The sequence below is a fragment of the Okeania sp. KiyG1 genome, from assembly GCF_014132355.1.
GTDB lineage: Bacteria > Cyanobacteriota > Cyanobacteriia > Cyanobacteriales > Microcoleaceae > Okeania.
The window spans coordinates 1-22,070 of sequence record NZ_BLZO01000001.1; the positions used below are offsets into that span (position 1 = coordinate 1).

At 37.6% G+C, this 22,070-nt stretch carries 10 protein-coding genes; 4 read left to right on the forward strand and 6 right to left on the reverse strand.

The genetic code is table 11. The features are described from left to right. From SAGCYANO_RS00005 to SAGCYANO_RS00020, 4 genes are all read right to left on the reverse strand, one after another. Nucleotides 1-4,543, reverse strand: a 4,543-nt coding sequence (locus SAGCYANO_RS00005) for an AAA family ATPase (protein WP_202218211.1), incomplete at its 3' end; no start/stop codon positions are given. A gap of 618 nt (nucleotides 4,544-5,161) precedes the next feature. Further along, nucleotides 5,162-6,586, reverse strand: coding sequence for a response regulator (locus SAGCYANO_RS48885; protein ID WP_307785779.1), 1,425 nt, complete (start codon nucleotides 6,584-6,586; stop codon nucleotides 5,162-5,164). Between the two features lie 68 nt (nucleotides 6,587-6,654). Continuing rightward, nucleotides 6,655-9,240, reverse strand: coding sequence for a hybrid sensor histidine kinase/response regulator (locus tag SAGCYANO_RS00015; RefSeq protein ID WP_237395389.1), 2,586 nt, complete (start codon nucleotides 9,238-9,240; stop codon nucleotides 6,655-6,657). An 11-nt stretch (nucleotides 9,241-9,251) separates the two neighbouring features. Further along, nucleotides 9,252-10,619 carry an ABC transporter substrate-binding protein gene (locus SAGCYANO_RS00020; RefSeq protein ID WP_202218212.1) on the reverse strand — a complete coding sequence of 456 codons (1,368 nt, stop codon included), beginning with the start codon at nucleotides 10,617-10,619 and terminating at the stop codon, nucleotides 9,252-9,254. A 72-nt stretch (nucleotides 10,620-10,691) separates the two neighbouring features. Here SAGCYANO_RS00020 and SAGCYANO_RS00025 point away from each other — a divergent pair, with 72 nt between their 5' ends. Further along, nucleotides 10,692-10,883 carry a hypothetical protein gene (locus tag SAGCYANO_RS00025; protein ID WP_202218213.1) on the forward strand — a complete coding sequence of 64 codons (192 nt, stop codon included), beginning with the start codon at nucleotides 10,692-10,694 and terminating at the stop codon, nucleotides 10,881-10,883. A 646-nt stretch (nucleotides 10,884-11,529) separates the two neighbouring features. Further along, nucleotides 11,530-12,570: a 23S rRNA (adenine(2503)-C(2))-methyltransferase RlmN gene (gene rlmN / locus SAGCYANO_RS00030; protein WP_202218214.1), complete on the forward strand. Its 1,041-nt coding sequence runs from the start codon at nucleotides 11,530-11,532 to the stop codon at nucleotides 12,568-12,570. 98 nt (nucleotides 12,571-12,668) lie between these two features. On the opposite strand, the gene SAGCYANO_RS00035 is transcribed toward rlmN, so the two are convergent. Beyond that, nucleotides 12,669-16,265, reverse strand: coding sequence for a HEAT repeat domain-containing protein (locus SAGCYANO_RS00035; RefSeq protein WP_202218215.1), 3,597 nt, complete (start codon nucleotides 16,263-16,265; stop codon nucleotides 12,669-12,671). Between the two features lie 1,111 nt (nucleotides 16,266-17,376). After that, entirely contained in the window at nucleotides 17,377-19,335 is a 1,959-nt protein-coding gene (locus tag SAGCYANO_RS00040) for an ABC transporter ATP-binding protein (protein ID WP_202218216.1), read from the reverse strand. A 705-nt stretch (nucleotides 19,336-20,040) separates the two neighbouring features. Between SAGCYANO_RS00040 and SAGCYANO_RS00045 the strand changes: the two genes are divergently transcribed. Further along, entirely contained in the window at nucleotides 20,041-21,201 is a 1,161-nt protein-coding gene (locus tag SAGCYANO_RS00045; protein ID WP_202218217.1) for a response regulator, read from the forward strand. A 65-nt stretch (nucleotides 21,202-21,266) separates the two neighbouring features. Then, nucleotides 21,267-21,812, forward strand: coding sequence for a diguanylate cyclase (locus SAGCYANO_RS00050; RefSeq protein ID WP_237395413.1), 546 nt, complete (start codon nucleotides 21,267-21,269; stop codon nucleotides 21,810-21,812). Nucleotides 21,813-22,070: the final 258 nt, after the last annotated feature.

Genomic DNA, 22,070 nt, shown 5'->3' on the forward strand with positions numbered 1-22,070 from the left:
CCCTTTGTACAAGTTGTAGTTGTGTTTGCTCTAATTGTTGGGCATAATTTTGAGATTTTTGATAGAGTCTGGCATTTTCTAAGGAGATAGCAGCTTGAGAACAAAGTAAATTGAGAATTTCCACCCGCTCGCAGGTAAATGCTCCTGCCACTTGATTATTTTCCAGGTACAGAATGCCAATCATTTGACTGCGGTTTAATAAGGGTAGGCATAAAACAGATTGAGGTTGATACTGTTGAATATAAGTATCTCCTGCATAAGCAGTTTCATTGTTGGCATTCTCTAATACTAGAGTTTTTTGGGTGCGCTTGACTTTGTTGATAATACTCAAAGGTACTGAATTACCGGTTTCGACAGGAATAGGTTCAACTTGGCAACCACCCTTTGCAGTAACAATAGCTGTGAGCATTAAGACTTGTTTTTGAAATAGCATCAAGGCTACATTTTCTGCGCCAGCATTTTCCACTACTACTTGCATTAAATTAGCGATCGCTCCTTCTAAGGATATATCTTCTGAGAGGGTGCGGGATGCTTTCATCAGTGTGGCTAAATCCAATATTTCTCCCATACTTGTCGTGCTTTGGGAAATTGTTCCTTGAGTTAAATGGATCGAAGTGGCACTGGATAGCAAACTAAGTTTTTGCTTTTCGAGAATGGGTTTTAGGAGGTAAGGGTAGCGTTTTTCTAAGTCGTCTGTTTTTGCTTTCGCACCCCAACGAGCGTAACAGTAGTAGGCTGATTGCATATAGGTTACTGCAATTTTTTCTTTGCCCCAACCAAGATAGAATTTAGCTGCTAGTTCGTTAGCGAGTGCTTCTTCTTGGAGGTATTCATTTTCTTTTGCTCCTGAAATAGCTTTGTCGTATAGTTCTATTGCTTCTAGTTTTTTTTCTAATACTCGGCATTTTTCTGCTTCTACTAAATCGTATTTGTGTTGAAAATTCATAGGAGCATGATATGCCCAGATTTTCATTTTATTTTGATTTTCCTGTACCTTTGCCAAATACTTCGCAATCATAGAATCTTCCAAATTAGCTGATTGACTAATACAACCTAAGTAGATCAAAGAATCATAAAAGTGGAAGACATATTCTGTGAGAAATCCTCTGGGTGCATCTAAATATTTTTCAGCCAACTTTGAAAATTCTAAAGCTTGGTTAGAACTAGAAAATAAATATTTTAAAATTGCTTGATGAAAATATAGGTAATGCAAGCCAAATCCATCGTTAGATTCAAGGAAAGATTGGGAAATTTTCTTAGTATTAAAAGAGCTACTTGTTAACTGAGATGGTGTATCTATTTGACCTAATAATTTATCTACTGCTTGAGCAAAAATTTTATTCCAACTCAATGTAACTTTTTGATGTATGCTGTTTATTGCTTGATTACTTTTGATAATTTCCGATTTGAGCTCAGTCAATGTTTGACCAACAAAGTAGAGATTTTGGCATTTTGTCAATATTGAATAACCAGCAAATTCAAAATCTCCATTCTCCAGACCAGCAATATGAGCTTTTGACGATAGCTGAAATGTTTCCTTGACATGAAATTTGATATGAGTTGTGTAAGCTCCTACTAACTGAAGGACTTTAGTTTTAATAACATTAGATTCAAAGCGATATAGAATTTTTAAGCTTAGTTGACCAAGCTGATCGAACTGATCGATATCTTGCTCTAACAAATTTACTAAAATTCCATAACAGACATATCCATAGGCTGAGTAAGGAGAATTACCATACTGCAACGATATTTTAACCAGTTCAAAAATAATAAACCAAAATAAATTACTATCAACAATAATAGCAGAAGCTCCAATAGTCATTAGGGTATTGGCAGCTGCTAGTTTTTGAGGATCATTTAGTTCTGGTAAATCTGCTATGCCATCTAGCTTGAATTGAGCCATATAATTCTTTAAGTTACAGAATTCTTGCTTGACATCCTCAAAATTTGGCGAATTTGGTAAAAATATACCAAGTTCTTGCAGGAGATTACGAGCTATCTCAATGGCACAAATAAAATCTTTTTGGGCTGCATAAAATTGCATTTGAGTTTGTAGTGTATTGACAGTATCAAATTGGCATTTAGCCTCACTTTTAACAATGTCGATAGAGGTATTCATCTGCTCTACTTTACCTGTTAAATAAGCTACTTCTACAGCACTTTCATGAAGCTTTAGAGAGAGAGAATAATCTTGTTGCCAAGAATCTGTAGGGAGCAATTTTATACCAATCTCGAAATAATTTAAAGCTGCCATATATGCAGTGGCTAATTTAGCTCGGTTTCCAGCCTGAAAATTTAGCGAAGCTAATAATTTTTTATCCGTGGGAGCGGTAATTTTTTCCAATCCCATATTTAGCTGATTGACTATATCGAATATTTTTTCATTTCTTTGCTTTAGTGGTACTTTTTCTAGTAGCAAGCGACCTATTTTTACATGAGTTTCTTGTTTTTCAGACGTATCAATCAAAGAGTAAGCAGCTTGTTGAACCCGGTCATGCAAGAATTTATAATTAACAGCTTGGGATTTTTTTTCTCGATCGCCCAATAATTCTTCCCCAAAATAAAACTTATAAAATTCGCTTTGAGGTAATATAAATCCCTCCTGCAAAGCTCTCCACAAACTATCTGCTATATCTTCTTCCGATTGTTCACAAACAATTGCCAAAGTAACTAAATCAAACTGATTACCAATACAAGCAGCCAGTTTCAAAACTTGTTGAGTTTCTTGAGACAACTTTTGCAATCTTTGTGCCATAAACTCCACCACATCATCGGTAAGCGCTCGTTGTTTCACCTCAGCAATGTCACACTCCCAATGCCCCAATGTCCCATCAAACTGAATTAAACCTTCCCCATATAGACCCAACAAAAACTGAGTAATAAAAAACGGATTTCCCTTTGTCTTCTGATACACCAACTCCGTTAACGGTTTAGCCACTTCCCCATCACAACTCAGGGTATCCGCCACTAAACGATTAATATTATCCTCAGACAAAGGTGCTAATGTAATAGTGTTAATCATGGCATCTGCTTTCCCCATCTCATCTAGGGTTAGCATCAAAGGATGAGCTGCAAACACCTCATTCTCCCGATATGCTCCTATCATCAATAAATAGGAATTGGAGGCTTCACTCATTAACAATTTCATCAAATTTAGAGATGCCGTATCTGCCCACTGTAAGTCATCAATAAAGATAACTAAAGGGTGACTTTGTGTTGCGAATACCTGAATGAATTTTTGGAACAACAAGTTAAAGCGATTTTGGGCTGCACTTCCCGACAACTCAGGAACCCTTGTTTGCTCGCCAATAATCTTCTCTAACTCTGGAATCACTTCGATAAGAACTTGCCCATTCTCCCCTACAACATTAAGGATTTTTGCCTTCCACTCATCAAGCTTTATATCGCTTTCGCTCAACAACTGCCCCATTAAATCCCGGAATGCCATCACAAAAGCACTGAAAGGAATATTTCGATTGAACTGGTCGAATTTTCCTTTGATGAAATAGCCCCGCTGCCTGACGATAGGTTTGTGAACTTCATTGACGACGGCGGTTTTACCCACTCCTGAATAGCCCGCTACCATGAAAATTTCGCTGTGGCGTTGAGTAACATTATCAAAAGCATTAAGGAGAGTTTGGACTTCTTTTTCCCTTCCGTAGAGTTTTTCTGGGATGAGAAAGCGATCGCTTATATCCCGTTCTCCCAACTTAAAAGTCTCAATTTTCCCCACCTTTTCCCATTGAGTCAGACATTTTTCTAGGTCGTATTTTAAACCAAAAGCATTCTGATAGCGTTCTTCGGCATTTTTTGCCATTAATTTCATCAGAATTTCTGATACTACTTTAGGTATTTCTGCTGTTAATGGTGGAGGTTGTTTGGATATATGACAATGTACTAATTCCATTGGGTCGTCACTGGTAAAGGGTAATTCTCCTGTCAATAGCTGATATAAACTTACCCCCAGAGAATAGAAGTCGCTACGATAGTCTATTCCTCTATTCATGCGTCCAGTTTGTTCTGGAGATATATAAGCCAAAGTTCCTTCTAATACATTGGGATTTTGGATTTCACTCGTTTCAAAAGGCAGTAGAGAGGCAATACTAAAATCTATTAATTTTACTTGTTGAGTCTGGGGATGAATCAGTATATTTGCTGGTTTAATATCTTTATGAATAATTCGATTTTGATATAATTGATGTAAAATATCTGCTAATTGAATGGCGATATTCAAACAAGTTTCTAAGTCTAATGAGTTATATTTGTCTAGAGATAAGGCCCCGATGTCTTCCATTACTAAGGCATAACCATTGCGATATGTTTCTAAATTTAAGGATTTGATAATTCCCGGCACATCCAGGTTTTTGGTAATAGTATATTGGTTGCGGAAGTGTAACAGTTCGTTAAAAGTGGGATATTCGTTACGCATAAATTTGAGCGCAACTTTTTGGGAGTCTGTCGATCGAATGCCTCGATAAACTAAGGTACGAGTGCCTTCGTATAGCTGTTCGTTTATTTGATATCCTGGTAGTTTAATGGTCATTTCAGTTATCAGTTATCAGTTATCAGTTATCAGTTATCAGTTATCAGTACCTCTGCAATAAGGAGGCTTGAAATACTGAAATTTATTTTCTCTTGGTCGATTGGATATGGCAAGGTTTCCTCGCCATCCCACTCTACGGGAAGCTCTACAGGAAATTATAAGAAATACCCTAGCTATTTGTAGTAAAGATTTATCAAACTGGTATTAGACCACAATTTTTCGGTAAAGCAATTACAAATTCCGTACCTTCCCCTAGTGAGGTAATTATTCATTATTCATTATTCATTGTTGAACTCATGTTTTTCAACTACAATTTGCCGGGAAATTTATCGACCATTACCCGTACCTTTACCGAATAATTAAGGTTTAAAGCCTCTCATGAGCAAGGAGAAACAAGCGGTCGAGGGATGGCGAGGTCTCCTCGCCATATCCAATCGACCAAGAGAGAAAAAATTTTCCTTTTAGGGAGAGGTAATTATCAATTATCCATTATCAATTATCAATTATTGAACTACTCCTTTTGTCGTAAATAAATGCCCGAATATTTGAGCTTTGACCTCCTCACTCATTCCCATGCCATTATCTCTAATTCCGATGATTATCTGTTAGTTTTTACCTTCAATTTCCCACAAAAATAACTTCTGAATTCTGAATTCTGACTTCTGACTTCGTTAATGCCTGGGTAAAGCAATTACAAACTCCGCACCTTCCCCCTAGTACTGAATTAAAAGTAAGTTTTCCTCCATGTTTTTCTTCTACTATTTGACGGGAAATTGATAAACCTAAACCCGTACCTTTACCTACTCCTTTGGTCGTAAATAAATGGTCGAATATCTTTTGCTTCACTTCCTCTTTCATACCCACGCCATTATCTTTAATTCGGATGATTATCTGTTGGTTTTCACTGTCAACCTCCGTAGTAATAGTAATCTGATTTGGTCTAGCTTCAATCTCCTCAAAAGTCTTACCTAGATTACTTTCTTCTGAAGCATCAATAGCATTACCAATTAGATTCATAAACACCTGGTTTAATTTACCTGGAAAACAATTGATTTCTGGTAATTCTCCATATTCTTTAATTACCTCAATCGCTGGATGTTCTCCATTATCCTTGAGTCGATGTTTTAAAATCAACAAAGTGCTATCAATGCCATCGTGAATATTAAAACTAACTTCTTGATCGTTATCCCCACGGGAAAAAGTGCGTAATGCAGTGCTAATATTACGAATGCGCTCCACTCCCGTTTTCATTGAGGCGATCGCTTTCGGACAATCTTCAATTAAAAAATCTAGCTCTATATCTTCAATATATTCTTGAATTTCTGCATCGGGAGTAGATAATTTATTTTGATAGAGAGTGACTAAATGAATTAAATCTTCAATGTATTCTAAAGCATGACCGATATTTCCTTCAATAAACCCAACAGGATTGTTGATTTCGTGAGCGACTCCAGCAACAAGTTGACCTAAAGTTGACATTTTTTCACTTTGAACTAATTGCAATTGTGCTTTTTGAAGTTCTTCCATGCGCTTTTTTAATTCTTGATTTGTACTATCCAAATGCTTGACCATTTGTTCTAAAATTAGATTTTTATTCTGAAGTTCTCGGTCTTGCTCTTCGGTTTTCTCTTGCAATTGTTTCTGGAGTCGATATAAAGTAATATGGGTTTTCACACGAACAAAAACCTCTTGAGCATGAAAAGGTTTAGTAATATAATCAATTCCACCTACTTCAAATGCTTTAATTTTATCAAAAATATCATCGAGAGCACTGATAAAAATCACAGGAATATTTTGAGTGCGAGGATCGACTTTTAAATGCTTACATACTTCATAACCATCCATTTCTGGCATTGAAATATCAAGTAATATCAGATCGGGATAATCAAGATGAATGCCTTGCAGAGCCAGTTTTCCACTGGGCATTGGACGAACGGTGTAACCCTTTTTTGACAATAAACTTATTAATATTTGTAAATTGGCAGGAGTGTCGTCTACAACTAAAATATTGCCATGCTCTGAGTTGGTTGGCGAGAAACTCATAAGTTATGATTGAATATTATTATAATTATATCATAAGTTTAACATTTTGTTTGATGATATCCACATTCTTAATGACCCAGCCAATTCAAAATTTTCTCATATTCAAAACCATCGCAATATTTTTGTATCGCTTCAGCTAGAGAATTATCTGATTGGCGAATGGTCGTAATTGTATGAGCAATTCCTGCTAAATTTCCTGTCAGCAAAGCATCTCTTAGTTGTTGTTTTAATTCTTCAGATAATACACTCACTTTTTCTTGAATAGATTCGAGGGTTTCTTCCTTTTTCTTTTGTTGAGGTTTACTCTCAATCTCCTCATACACATAGCGCACTCCTAAATATTCTTCCATCTTTTTAAAGATATCTTCTGAGCGAAACGGCTTTCTCATAAAATCATCGCACCCTGCCGACAATACCACTACTTTTTCTTCTTCCAATACACTAGCTGTCAGAGCAATTATTGTTGTAGCTTGTCCTTTTGTTGTAGCTTTAATCTTTTGGGTGGCTTCATATCCATCCATCACTGGCATCCGCATATCCATCCAAATTAAGCGAGGTTGCCAATCATCCCATATTTCTATTGCTTGTTGGCCATTAACAGCTTCTTTGAGTTCAAATCCAAGAGGAGAAAGCAGTTTGATTAATAATTGACGATTCAGAGGTTTATCATCCACTATTAAAATCCGATATCTGGGTTGATTGGGTTCCAGGGCAATAATACGACGTTGGGGAACTTGGGGATCAACAATCTCGTCTTCGCTGACAATATTAGCTTCTATTTCAAAGGAAAATATTGTTCCTTGATTAATCTGGGATGTTACATGAATATCTCCTCCCATCAGTTGGACAAATTTGCGAGAGATTGGTAATCCTAATCCTGTTCCTTCTTGAGCTTGTTTTCCCGTTTCAGTTTGAGTGAATGCTTCAAAAAGTTTGTCAACTTCTTCGGGAGCAATTCCAGCTCCAGTATCTTCGACTTCAAAGAGAATTTGGGTGGGATTGGATGGAGGATACTTTTGAGCTACTCTGACAGAAATTCCTCCTTGTGAAGTAAATTTAATCCCATTATTAATAATATTAATTAACACCTGACGTAGTTTCACTTCATCGGTGCAGATGTATTGAGGAACATCGTTATTCTGCTCGACCAAAAGTTGTAAGTCTTTTTCTTGTGCTTTGAAGTGCAGCATATCTTCAATATCGTTGAGCAGGCGATGGAGGTCAAAGTTTTTCTGATTGAGAGTAATGCGTCCGGCTTCAATTTTAGAAAGGTCGAGGACATTGTTAATTAAAGTCAGAAGGTGTTCGCCACTGCGACTAATAATACTGACATTTTCCAGATGCTCCTGGGGAAGGGTTTGAGAACGAGTCATAATTTGGGCAAAACCCAAAATGGCATTTAACGGAGAGCGTAACTCGTGACTCATGTTGGCAATGAAAGCGCTTTTTGCTTGGTTGGCCGCTTCAGCTTTTTCTGTAGCGATCGCTAGTTCGGCAGTTCGCTCTTGAACTCGTTTTTCTAAGTCTTCAACTAATACCTTCAATTGAGCTGCCATCTGATTGAAGGTCTGAGCAAGCAATCCTACTTCATTCTTAGCAAGCACAGGAACAGTTTGGTTTAAATCTCCTGCTGCTAGAGATTCTGCTGCTCGACTAATGGTAACTATGGGACGCACAATTTGTTGGCAGAGTAAATACACTACAATCAACAAAACCCCCGCAGAAAGCAAGCCAATCAGAGTAATATTCCGAGCTAGTTGCCTTGCAGGAGCAAATGCCTCTTTTTGAGAAATTTCTGCCAGCAAAGCTAAATTTTGGTCGGGCAGCCAACGATAAACTCCAACTACAGGAACTCCTGCATAATTTTTGTATAATCCATAACCACTTTGATGCTCAATAGCACGATCGATTCCAACGCTGGAAATTTCCTCGTCAGATATTGTCTCATTTTTCTTCTCTCCCGATATGAAAATCGCTCCTTTTTTGCCTCGTCCTACTAGATAAGTTTCTGCTGTTTTTCCTAATCCAGTATTATTGCGGATGATAGCATCAATATTTCCTAGACGCAGATCGACTGCGAGCGCTCCCATCCGGATATTTTCTGTGTCAAAAATAGGAGTAGCAAAGGTAATAGTTGCTTTTCCTGTCTTGGGGGAAATATAGAAATTGGGAACGACTGTATTGGCCATTTCGGGAGTCAAAAAGGTTGCCGGGTCCCCGTTTGGTCGATATCTTCCTTTCAGCTCGGGGTTTTGCAGATCGAAAACAATGTAGCTGGCATTAGTAGTGATGCGCATATCCCGCGTGTTAGACTTGATGCTCGTCCAGTGATTGAGGTATTCGCGGATGGCTCGATCGGCCTGTTGATAATTAGGTTCTGAGGGTTCGGTAGTGAGGATAGTTGCTAAATTTTCACGGATGATTGGCTGCTGACTGCTCAAGAAGACATCTTGAATCTGATTATCCACCCATTGCTTCAGGTCGCTGCTTTTTAGAGCTATTGCTACAGTCAAGCGATCGATGACACTTTTGCTTATACCTTGTTTTGCTTGGAAGTATGCAGCAATGGCAACTATACCGATAGTCAAAACAGACAAAATAGAGAAATAACTGGTTAATTGAACTAAAAGACTTTTTCTAATTTGCAATGCCATGGTTTTTTCAGTTAATATTGAGCAGTAATTTTTTGAATTCGAGCAATCGCGCGATCGGCAGCTTCTTCAGGAGAAATACCATCTTGGATAATGCTCGCTAGTGCTTCAGCCCAAATTTTTTCTTTTACTACCTCATTATAAGCTGGACTGATAACGCTGGGTAGAGGTTGAGTTGGTCCCAAATAAATCGCCCGCAGAGCAGAAATATGAGGGTCTTCGGCATCCTGCCAAAAGGGAGTATTCAACAGTTCTGGTATAGGTGGAATAGCACGTCCTTTATGCTTTTCGATCCATAATTTGAGATTTTCTGGTTGAAAGAAATAAGTCATAAACTGTTTGGCATCTTTAATGTTGGAGGCATTGGCAGGAATCACAGTAGCTCGTATTGCTAGAGTCATCTGAAACGGTTTACCATCTAGCTTGTTCGGCCAGTTAGGGAGAGTGACAATTTCATTCAAGTAACGGTTTTTAGCAGCTTGATTGTAAGGGTTGTCTGGTAATTTTTGCAATGCTGGAATTGAGAAAGAGTTATTGGCCACTAATAGGCATTGTTTATCCAGAAATTGAAAATTATTATCTGGCCCCCGCCACGCGATCGCTTCTGGCAAAATAGAGCCGTTTTGATACAAGTTAGAAATTTGAGTGAGAGCATCGATCGTGCCCTGACGATTTTGGGGGCGATCGAGAACTAAATTACCATTTTCATCAAATATTTGTACGTTATTACCGTGAAGAAAGTGCAAAATGAGCAGTTGTCCGTCAGTTGCATTGGATAGTGTCAGACAAAAATTGGGAATATCTTCATACCCTAACTCGCGCCGTCGCTCCCGTACCTCTTGCCAAAACTGCCAAAAATTCTGCCAATCTTGAGGAATATCCTTTTGCTGGAGTCTGAGAGGTTCGAGATAAGTTTGCCAATAATGAAGATTAAACGTTTTTATCCCGTTGGGAAGAGCATAGTAGCTGCGTTTGCCTGTTATATTGTTTTGATAGTTAACTGTAGCTAGGGCAGACGGACTAAAGGAATATTCCAGAGATTCTATAACATCTGTCAAATCTGCCAACCTTCCTTCCCAGGCTAACTGAGGAACTATACCTAGGCCGCCACTGCGAATGAATGCTACATCAGGAGGATTTCCTGTTTGAATTGCAGTTTCGATCTGATCGTCGAGAGGGGAAGGTCTTAACTGAAGAGTAGTTTTCACCCCAGAAACCTGTTCCCACTCTCGAACTAATTGAGCGATCGCTTTACCTTCTTCTAATCCAAATCCTTGCTCGGCCCAAATTGTTAGAGAATCTTGTTCTCTGAGGTCGGAGTTAATAGCATAGGAGTTGTTTTGAGATTGAATTTTAGTGTTAGAGCAGCTAACAAATACCACTGCTGAGTTCAAAAGAAATAAAAAAGCGAGAAAGTATTTGATTTTCACAAAGGGTTGCATTTTATTTTTTTTATGTTAACGATTAATTTTTTGGCGTTGGTAAAGCGCGTGTATGATATTAATCTTAATTCTTTAGGAGTCAACCCACCCCTAACCCCTCGCCCCTCCCCTCCCAACCCACCCCTCGCCCCTCCCAACCCACCCCTAACCCCTCCGGTGGAGGGGAAGGGAAGTCAGGAGTCAGTGGGGAAGAAAGAAGAATAAACAAGAGTAGAAGGAGAAAGTTTTTTGGTCGCTTAAAGGTCACGGAGTTCTATCCCCCTCTTATCCAGACATGATATCATATCTCTTTTCACCAACGCCAATTTTTTAACTCATTGCTTTATCCGTTATATCAATTTAATGCGCGATTGTTTGGTTCAGGTCAAGCCCCCTAAATCCCCCAAAATTGGGGGACTTTTAGAGTTTTATTCCCCCCAAAATTGGGGGGCTAGGGGGGCAAATGAATCCATTAACTTGCGTCTTTATCTACACTCAACTCTGATTAAAATTTTATTTTCTGCAACTTCATATTGCCTGTTGGCCATTAACAGCTTCTTGGAGTTCAAATCCCAGAGGAGAAAGAAATTTAATCAGGACTTACGCACGGACACTAAATCCAGTAAGGGCGAATGCCATTTCCTAAGGTCATGCTCCGCAAACGCCCCTACATATTGCGTTTTCAAGCTGAATTTGCGTAAGTCCTGTTAATTAATAATTGACGATTCAGAGGTTTATCATCTACTATTAAAGGGGGGGTATATAATGTTCGGTAGAATAGTTATAATTAGGCTCTTAGTTGGGCTTGAGCAATTATAGTAAGTATTGTAAGGGCTAAAGCCCAACTACTAACTGATAACTGATAACTGAAATGACTCAATCCTTAATTACTCCTACCCAAACTCCTCTGTTAGGCTTATCCTTATCTGAATTAACAGAGTGGGTACAACAGCAAGGACAACCTGCTTATCGAGGCAAACAATTATATCAATGGATATATCAAAAAGGGGCTAAGTCTCTGGCAGATATCACTGTATTTTCCAAACAATGGCGCGAGGAGATTAAGCATTTTTCCATAGGTCGCTCTGCCATACATTACCGCTCTGTTGCTCCAGACAAAACAGTTAAATATCTGCTACAACTATCAGACGGTAATATTATTGAAACTGTTGGCATTCCTAGTCATAAACGTCTAACTGTATGTGTTTCTTCTCAGGTAGGTTGTCCAATGGCTTGTGATTTTTGTGCTACTGGTAAAGGAGGCTTTACGCGGAACCTAGAAGCACATGAAATTATCGACCAGGTGCTGACTGTGCAAGAAGATTTTGAGCGACGAGTTAGCCATATTGTGTTTATGGGAATGGGGGAACCGTTGCTGAATACTAAAAATGTCTTGACTGCAGTGAAGTCCCTGAATCAAGATGTGGGTATTGGACAACGTAATATAACTATCTCAACTGTGGGAATTCGCGATCGCATTCGTCAATTAGCCGAACATAAATTGCAAGTGACTCTTGCTGTTAGTCTTCATGCTTCTAATCAAAGATTGCGGGAACATCTGATTCCTAGTGCTAAATCTTATCCTTTAGGGGATTTGATAGCAGATTGTCGTGAATATGTCAACCTTACAAAGCGAAGAATTAGTTTTGAGTATGTGATGTTAACTGGTTTTAATGATTTACCAGACCATGCTAAAGAATTAGCTAAAAATTTGCGGGGGTTTCAGTGCCATGTTAATTTAATTCCCTATAATCCTATTAGTGAAGTTGACTATCAAAGACCAACAGGAGAAGATATCAACGCTTTTGTTAATGCTCTTGAAGAAAAACATATAGCAGTTAGCGTTCGTTATTCCCGTGGTTTAGAAGCTGATGCCGCTTGTGGGCAATTACGGGCGTCGAGGGTTAGTTAGTGTGGCTCACACGGATTATGGCACGGATGTACGGATAGAGTAGGTAGGTTGGGTTAAGCGACAGCGCAACCCAACAAAAGCGAAAAATCTGACCTGGACTAATTCTCTAATTCCTGCAATGTCTCTTTTGCCCACTCCCGCAGTTGTTCGTCTGGGTCATTTTCTGCTCTGTGTTGTAATAGTGGGAGGGTTTGCGGATGGTCTGGGTAATGTTTGACTATTGCCTCTAGTGCTATTTGTCGAGGGTTGTCTTGAAACACATCTTCACGTTGAAAGGGGTCATTGAGGGCGGTATGATAAAACAATTCTAAAATTCCCGGTTCATCTTTCCAACCAGTAGCTATTTGTTCCACCGCTTCACATCGCACATCCCAATTCTCATCAGACTCTACCCATTGTTTGAGTAATTCTAAAATTCCCAGTTCATCTTTCCAACCAGTGGCTATTTGTCGCACCGCTTCACATCGCACATTCCAATTCTCATCAGACTCTACCCTTTGTTTGAGTAATTCTAAAATTCCCGGTTCATCTTTCCAACCAGTAGCTATTTGTCGCACCGCTTCTTCTTGCACATCCGATTTCTCATCAGACTCTACCCATTGTTTGAGTAATTCTAAAATTCCCGGTTCATCTTTCCAACCAGTAGCTATTTGTTCCACCGCTTCAAGTCGTACACCTGGGTAATCATCAGACTCTACCCTTTGCTTGAGTAATTCTAAAATTCCCGGTTCATCTTTCCAACCAGTAGCTATTTGTCGCACTGCTTCACGTCGTACATACTTATTATCATCAGATTCTACCATTTGCTTGAGTAATTCTAAAATTCCCGGTTCATCTTTCCAACCAATAGCAATTTGTCGCACCGCTTCTTCTCGCACATACGAGTCATCATCAGACTCTACCCATTGTTTGAGTAATTCTAAAATTCCCGGTTCATCTTTCCAACCAGTAGCTATTTGTCGCACCGCTTCTTCTCGCACATACGAGCCATAATCAGACTCTACCCATTGTTTGAGTAATTCTAAAATTCCCGGTTCATCTTTCCAACCAGTAGCTATTTGTCGCACTGCTTCACCTCGCACATCCCAATTCTCATCAGACTCTACCCATTGTTTGAGTAATTCTAAAATTCCCGGTTCATCTTTCCAACCAGTAGCTATTTGTCGCACCACTTCTTCTCGCACATACGAGCCATAATCAGACTCTACCCATTGTTTGAGTAATTCTAAAATTCCCGGTTCATCTTTCCAACCAGTAGCTATTTGTCGCACTGCTTCACCTCGCACATGCGGTTTATCATCAGACTCTACCAATTGTTTGAGTAATTCTAAAATTCCCGGTTCATCTTTCCAACCAGTAGCTATTTGTCGCACTGCTTCACCTCGCACATCTAAGTCATCATCAGACTCTACCCTTTGTTTGAGCCAAGTATAAGTTTTTTGATCATCCCTCCAAGTTGTAGCCACCACTTCCACCGCTTGAGTACGAATTTCAAGAACTAGGTATTTCTCCTTGCTATAAGATTTATAATAATAACCACGGTCATACTCAGCCAAATCTTTTAACCTATTTAATAAGCGAGACCCCACGTCACCAATACTATGACGACTCCTAACTTCAAACAAACACTTGCCAGCCAAAAATAAATTCAAAAACTTTTCCTCTTCCCCCTCTTGCTCCATCAAATAACTAATGACTTCCCCTACAAACTTCGCATCAATCATCCCTGAAATTAACCGCAAAACTTCATGCCATTTTTCATCCCGCCAGTGCTGACCAAAAACATCATTTGTCAATTCATCTATCGAAATATTCTGAGTTTCCTTAAACTGCCAAACAAACTCCCAAGCACAAAAATATTCTAAAAAAGTTCGATGCACAAAAGCATAATATTCAGCCCCAACAAAACACAAAACAAAATTCCGACTCCGCAACTGTTCCATCAAGGCCCTAGCTACACTTCTCACATCATTAATCTCTATACTTTTTAGATACTCCGAAATAATCCTTGCTAAATCATCTCCCAAAATCAAATTACCAGCCAAACCCGCAGTATTCCCCTGCATAAAATGAGCAACTCGACGCAAAATTGCCTGTTTATCTTTATAGTCAATAGTTATCGGGTCAATTTTTGCATCAATTAATGCCCTTTCCATATCCCATTGATGTAATAAAACCCGGGAAGATTGATTATAAAGTTCCGCTCTATCTCTCGGCAATTCTTGATTCCGATTTAGAATAGCCATCATAGTTAATAACAGAGGATTTCCCGACAATTCTTTAATAGCTGGAGAATCCTTAATTACTCGTTTTAACCTTTCCCTTTTTCTCTCCCTTTCCCCCTCATCGATATAAGTCAAATCATGCCAACGTTGAATAAAATCCTCAACTTGTTCATCTGACAAATCTTGCAACATAAAATGATAAAACTCAGCATCCCGGAGTTTTTGTGGCTTATAACCAATCACCCGCGAAGTAACAATAACCCGCACATCTTTATAGACATTAGTAAACCGATGAATATCAGTAATTATTTCCTCTCGTTTAGCAGGGTCGAAAACTTCATCCAATCCATCAAACATCGCAATAGCATCGCCATTTTGTAACTTTGCATCGAGTTCCTGTTGAGGTAATTGACAAATTATTCCGCTACCTTTTTCTAGAAAATCCAGAAAATTCTTGCATTTATTAGCATCATGGTTTCTAACATAAGTCCGTAGTTCAATTAATATCGGAATTTGCTCTAAATATAAATCTTTCCGAGATAATTCTGCCCATTGGAGAGCGATATATTGTAATAAAGTAGACTTACCAGAACCAGGGTCCCCCAGAATAACTAAATATTGATAATTGCTATTTTCTATTAATTCCAAAACCGAGCGAGTCTGCTGTTCAAAATATCTGCGTCTAAGACTTTCTAATCTTTCTTGAGAAAGTTCTTCCTCAAACTGCCCAGTATCCTTTAATCGCTGCCGATATTCTTTAGGAATTTCATGTACTTGAGGCAGAAATTCCTGAGATTCCCGGACATTTTGAGGAATAAACATTCGCCATAATTTCAATTGATTATAGGCATAACCACTGGTATCTAAACTTTCTAATTTCAGATTGCCATATTGTTCTCGGATTCCCTCCTGATATTTTTCTAGGTCAAATTCTGGTTTAATTTCCGTATTTTGATTTACCAATTTCTCCAGATTTTCTGCATTTAAGATTTCCCGTAATTCATCAGACTCGCGAATAATCTTTTTCACCCTTCTCCGATATTGCTCGGCAACAAAATTCCAGTTAAATTCCTCTGGCAAAGGTGGATTAATTTCATTCCCAATAGTAATTAATTTCTTAGTATCCAAAAATTTTATATCATTATCAAAAGCACTAACCAAAACTTCTAAAACTGACTTATTTTCAATAAACTTTTTTAAAGGTTTAGTATATTTCTTTAACTCACCTTCACTCAATTCAGCATTTTCTAACTCTTGCTGTATCAAATCTAAAAAATATTTAATAGCTTGTGCCGTAGCTTTTTGTAAAACTTTTCCATTTGTTATGCCACCAATAGCATCAGAAATACCTTGTTTAAAAAAATCTTTAACATAGTCTTCAGCAGTACCCTTAGCTAATTCTCCAATAACTTCCTGAGCAATAAATTTAACCGCTTCACTACCCCCCCAGGTAATTAACCATTCAATCATAATTATTTCATCTGTTATGTGTTAGTTATTTTTCATTATATAGCGCTACGCGCTAGGGAATAGGGAATAGGGAATAGGGAATAGTAAAAAAATTAGTAGTCCAGTCCAGTCCAGTAGGGTGCGTTAATGAAATGTAACGCACCATCTAGATTTTAATTTTCGCTCAGTTACGCTGACGCTAACACACCCTACTGGACCGACACTGAGCAATAAATTTAACCGCTTCACTACCTCCTCAAGTAATTAACCATTCAATCATAATTATTTAATCTCAATCATAATTATTTAATCTCTTATATTTTAGTTATTTTTTATTATATAGCGCTACGCGCTAGGGAATAGGGAATAGGGAATAGGGAATAGTAAAAAAATTAGTAGTCCAGTAGGGTGCGTTAATGAAATGTAACGCACCATCTAGAATTTTCGGTGTGTTAGCGTCAGCGTAACACACCCTACTGGACTGTTTCATCTAAAATAGTGCATTAGATTTGTCATTGCGAACGACAGTGAAGCAATCTCTAGACACTTTTCTATTGCAACATTTAAGATGAAACAGTCCACTACTGGACTATTGGACAGTTCTTGTAATTTGTAAATATGCAAGCGCACATTGATATACATTTTGTTGAGCAGGGGAGTAGGTAGGGACGTTGCATGCAACGTCCCTACAGGGAGAAACAAACATAAGAATAATTAACATTAACGCAAGCTAAAATTAGCAAAAAAGTGATTTTTCTTGTGCTGATTAATTGACAACTGAAGTATTGCCCAAGTATTGCAATAATGCATGAGAATTGGTATAAGACTATTTATTCCTATATTCCCTGTTGTCTATTACCTTTTGCCTGTTGCCTACCTTTAACTGATAACTGAAATGACTTCTAAAATTACCGAAGAATTAATAATTAAATAATTAAATAATTTAGGTTTAAAGCCTCCCCTTTTAAGGGGAAAAAAGCGGTCGTTAGCGTAGCTTTCCGAAGGGTGGGATGGATGGGTTTCCTAACCATACCCAATCGACCAAGAGAAGAAATAATATTTCCTTATTTTCAATCAAGAGCGGTTTTAACCAGAGGTAATTATCAATTATCAATTATCCATTATCAATTAATTACGAAACCTTGAACCTCTCTAAATTTCCAGTAGGAATAGAAGCAATAAGTTGTCGCGTATACTCTCGTTGCGGTTGATTATAAACTTGTTCAGCAAGGCCAATTTCTTCAACTTTACCTTGATTCATTACCATAATTCGATCGCTCATAAATTTGACTACACTCAAGTCATGGGAAATAAATATGTAAGTTAAACCAAACTCATCTTGCAACTCTTTAAACAAATTCAACACTTGCGCTTGCACCGATACATCTAAAGCTGAAACAGACTCATCACAAATAATCAATTTAGGATTCAACGCTAAAGCACGAGCAATACAAATTCGTTGACGTTGGCCACCAGAAAAAGCATAAGGATAACGATTTAATGAATCAACAGTTAATCCTACTCTTTCTAATAAATGTGCTGCGCGATCGCGTCTAATTTTGTAACTATTACCTACGCCATGAATTAACATTGGTTCCATTACTGCATCGCCAACAGTGAAACGAGGGTCTAGAGAACTAAAGGGGTCTTGAAAAATAATTTGCATATCCCGTCGCAACCTCCGCATCAATTGCTTAATTCCCGACTTACCATGAGAGTTTGTAATTTCTTGACCCTCAAAAAATACCTGCCCACTTGTAATAGGAATCAATTGTAATATTGCTCTAGCTAAGGTACTTTTACCACAACCAGACTCTCCCACTAAACCCAAAGTTTCACCAGGAGAAACTGCAAAAGAAACATCATTAACTGCCATATATAAACGTTTAGTTTGACCAAACATTCCTTTGACTGGGAACCCTACTCGCAAATTATTAACTTGTAAGATATTTTCCGTTGTTTGGGGAGTTGTTCGTTTTGCTAAATCTACATCTTGTTTTTCTGCTGTTACTGTTATGTCTTTTTCCCTAATTTCAATTTCGCCATTCGAGTTTGTTACCTCTTCCATAAAATCAGAAACAGTAGGTAAGCGCAAAATTTTTCCATGGAGGGGAGGACGACAAGCTAATAAACCTTTTGTGTAGGGATGCTGCGGCTGAGTAAATATTTGTCCTATCTCCCCAGACTCAACTATTTTGCCTTGATACATTACTGCTATAGTGTCCGCAACTTCAGCCATTACTCCTAAGTCGTGAGAGATAAATATAACTGACATTCCTCTGCGTTTTCCTAACTCCCGGAGTAATTCTAAAATTCTCGCCTGCACTGTAACATCTAAAGCTGTCGTAGGTTCATCTGCAATTAATAAAGTAGGACTACAAGAAATCGCCATTGCTATCATCACTCTTTGCAATTGACCGCCAGAAAGTTCGTGGGGATAACGGTCTAGCATGGCCAGCTTTTTTTTGTTGACTTGCAGCATAATTTCGCGATCGCTTGTGCCACTACTTCTTCCTTCTATCGACTTTTTCCTTATTCCTTCATCCTCCTTCCTTCTTCCTTCATCCTTCATCCTTCTTCCTTCTTCTGTTATTTCTTCTATAGATTTTTCTCGCAAAACTTCATCATTGGGTAGAAGTTTTACTTCTTGAAGTAGAGATGCTGCTTGACGTCGTGCTTCTGGTGGTGAAATATTTTGATGAAATCTAATAGCTTCTGTTAACTGAAATCCAATGGTATAAACAGGGTTAAGAGAACTCATAGGTTCTTGAAAAATCATGGCTATTTTGCCACCCCGGTATTCTTGTTTTTGTTCTTCTGGTAACTGTAATAAATTTATTGGTTGAGAATTTTGTTCATTTTTAGCAGAATTATTGAACCAAATTTCACCGCTAATTTGACAAGATTTAGTTAGTAATAAACCCATAATTGCCAGAGATGTAACAGATTTTCCAGAGCCTGATTCTCCTACAATTCCTAGAGTTTTTCCTCGTTTAACGGCAAAAGATATACCATCAACAGCTTTTAGTAATTTTTCTTCTGTTGTAAATTTAACTTTAAGGTCGCGAACATCTAGTACAATATTACTCATTAGAAACTAAATATTAATAATTAGGTTAATTTGTATATAAAATTTTTAATAAGGCGTTGCTGAATTGAAGTATGAATGCGCGATTGTTTGGTTCTGGTCAAGTCCCCGCGCATCCCCCAATTTTGGGGGACTTTTAGAGCTTTATTCCCCCAATTTTGGCTTGCTCGGGGGCAAAATCATACCCAGAATCAGCAACACCAAAATATTTAATAATTATATAACAATACTATAATTTTGTCAATTTTTTAAAGGGTTAAAATATTCTCTAGTTTTTAATTTGCCCAGGTAGAGACTAAACTAATAAGTATTGGATCTATAGCAATCACCGAATCAGATGTGAGAATTGAAGTGTTCCTTTAAAGCATAGAATATAGCAGTTATCTTAATTCTTATGTATTTATTTCTTCCCTGTTCCCTATTCCCTATTCCCTCCATACCTAAAACAAAAGTCTCTAATATCTCAAAACTAAAATCATATTGCTATATTATCTTGTTTTTAATTTGCCCAGTTCGAGACTCTACTAACAAGTATTTGGATATAGAAAATTATTAAGGTAAAATAGTTACCAACTATGACTTAGTAGATAATAATTACCTGCTAGACAATAACTAACGTGAAAAAATCATCTTTTTTAGATAATTTTACTGAAATATTTCAATGAATTTAGTTAGAGTAAATTTATAATTTAAGTGTATATACTCAAAATGATGGATAACAATCAATTTAAAGAATTTTTGGGTGATATCTTAGTAGTGGACGACCAACCTAATAATCTCCGAATTTTAGCTAAAATACTCTCCAAAAAAGGGTACCACGTTAGGGAAGCAACCAATGGAGAAATGGCATTAATGGCTATCCAATCACAACTACCAGATTTAATTTTATTAGATATTATGATGCCAGAAATAGATGGTTATAAAGTTTGTCAACACTTAAAAGAAAACCCTAAAACGAAAGATATTTCTATCATTTTTGTTAGCGCTCTCAACGGTTCTGTAGATAAAGTAAAAGGATTTTCTATGGGAGGAGTAGATTATATTACTAAACCACTACAAATAGAAGAATTATTAGCTCGTGTAGAAAATCAAATGATGATGACCAAACAAAAACAAAAATTGAAAGAAGAAAATACTAAACTCAAACAAGAGATTTCAGAACGTCAACAAACCGAGGAGGAATTACAACTATTACACAGAGCAATTGATGCTTGTCAAAATGGGATAATGATTACTGACTCTACTCAAACAGATAATCCAATTGTTTATGTCAATCAAGGTTTTGAAACACTAACTGGTTATTCAAAAGCAGAAGTAATGGGTAAAAACCCTAGATTTTTACACAAACATCACCCACATCAAACTGCTCTGAGAGAAGTCTCCATAGCTCTGCAAGAACAAAGAAAATGTAATGTGATTTTACAAAATACTCGTAAGAATAGCACAAGATGGTGGAATCAACTATCTATTTCTCCGGTACCAGACACTACTGGAACACTACTAACTCACTTTATCGGTGTGCAAACTGATATAACTCAACGCCAAGAAATGGAGTTAGCGCTACGATTATCTGAAGAAAAATTTGCTAAAGCATTTAGTACTAATCCAGCTCCAATGATGATTTGTACCCTCAGAGAAGGACAGTTACTAGATGTAAATAATAGTTTTTGTAGCTTGAGTGGCTATAACAGAGAGGAATTACTTAGCCAAAGCACCATAGATTTAAGAATTTGGGTAGACTCAAAAGAACGCAGTCGCATTACTAAAATATTAACGTTAAAGGAAAATTCAAAAACCAAGAAGTTAATTTTCGCACCAAGTCCGGGAAAATTATCACGACTCTCCTATCCGCAGAAGTTATTTATATAGATCGAGAAGCTTGTGTAGTAGCAGTAGGGAAAGATATCACAGATCGTAAACAGATGGAAACAGCTATGTCAATAGCTAATCAAGAACTGGAGCGTCTTGCTACTATAGATAGTTTAACCGCAGTAGCAAACCGTCGTGAATTCGATCAATATTTCCGTCAACAGTGGCAAGTATTGAAACGGGAACAGTTGCCCCTAACTATAATTATGTGCGATATAGATTATTTTAAAAGCTATAACGATACTTATGGCCATCAAACAGGAGACTATTGTTTAAGGCAAATTGCTCAAGCTATTAAGCGCTCAGTGAAACGTCCTGCAGATTTAGTGGCGCGTTATGGGGGCGAAGAATTTGCCATAATTTTACCTAATACTGTAATTGAAGGGGGTATTCATGTCGCAGAAAGAATTCAGCAGCAAGTAAGACTATTAGAAATAGTACATCATTTATCTGATGTGAGTAGATATGTAACTGTCAGTATGGGGGTTGCTAGCATAGTTCCTAATCAACAATTGTCTAGTGAAGTTTTAATTCTTGCTGCTGACCGAGGGCTTTATAAAGCGAAGAAACAAGGAAAAAACATGATTGTGAGGAATGATATATTATACTAATATCATGTCTCTTTGAATACCCACAATCAAAAATTTTTATGGTGGGTATTTGATGGCAGAAATAACTAACCAGTTACAAAATCCTAAAAGCCTTACCAATCAATATTTTTGACTTTTGACTTTTGACTTTTGACTTTTGACTTCCGCGTAGCTAGGAACTTTCTCAGATTAAAGTAGTTCGTAAGTACTTAGATAGTTTAATTTTTATTCGTTAATCACAGATTATGAAGATTAAAGCTTTATTTCGTACTGTTCAAC

What these genes read in the sequence shown, in the direction of transcription:
- SAGCYANO_RS00025 (WP_202218213.1), top strand. Translation starts at nt 10,692, where the DNA reads ATGTTAACGATTAATTTTTTGGCGTTGGTAAAGCGCGTGTATGATATT.
- SAGCYANO_RS00050 (WP_237395413.1), top strand. Translation starts at nt 21,267, where the DNA reads ATGTCAATAGCTAATCAAGAACTGGAGCGTCTTGCTACTATAGATAGT.
- SAGCYANO_RS48885 (WP_307785779.1), bottom strand. Translation starts at nt 6,586, where the DNA reads ATGAGTTTCTCGCCAACCAACTCAGAGCATGGCAATATTTTAGTTGTA.
- rlmN (WP_202218214.1), top strand. Translation starts at nt 11,530, where the DNA reads ATGACTCAATCCTTAATTACTCCTACCCAAACTCCTCTGTTAGGCTTA.
- SAGCYANO_RS00040 (WP_202218216.1), bottom strand. Translation starts at nt 19,335, where the DNA reads ATGAGTAATATTGTACTAGATGTTCGCGACCTTAAAGTTAAATTTACA.
- SAGCYANO_RS00035 (WP_202218215.1), bottom strand. Translation starts at nt 16,265, where the DNA reads ATGATTGAATGGTTAATTACCTGGGGGGGTAGTGAAGCGGTTAAATTT.
- SAGCYANO_RS00015 (WP_237395389.1), bottom strand. Translation starts at nt 9,240, where the DNA reads ATGGCATTGCAAATTAGAAAAAGTCTTTTAGTTCAATTAACCAGTTAT.
- SAGCYANO_RS00045 (WP_202218217.1), top strand. Translation starts at nt 20,041, where the DNA reads ATGATGGATAACAATCAATTTAAAGAATTTTTGGGTGATATCTTAGTA.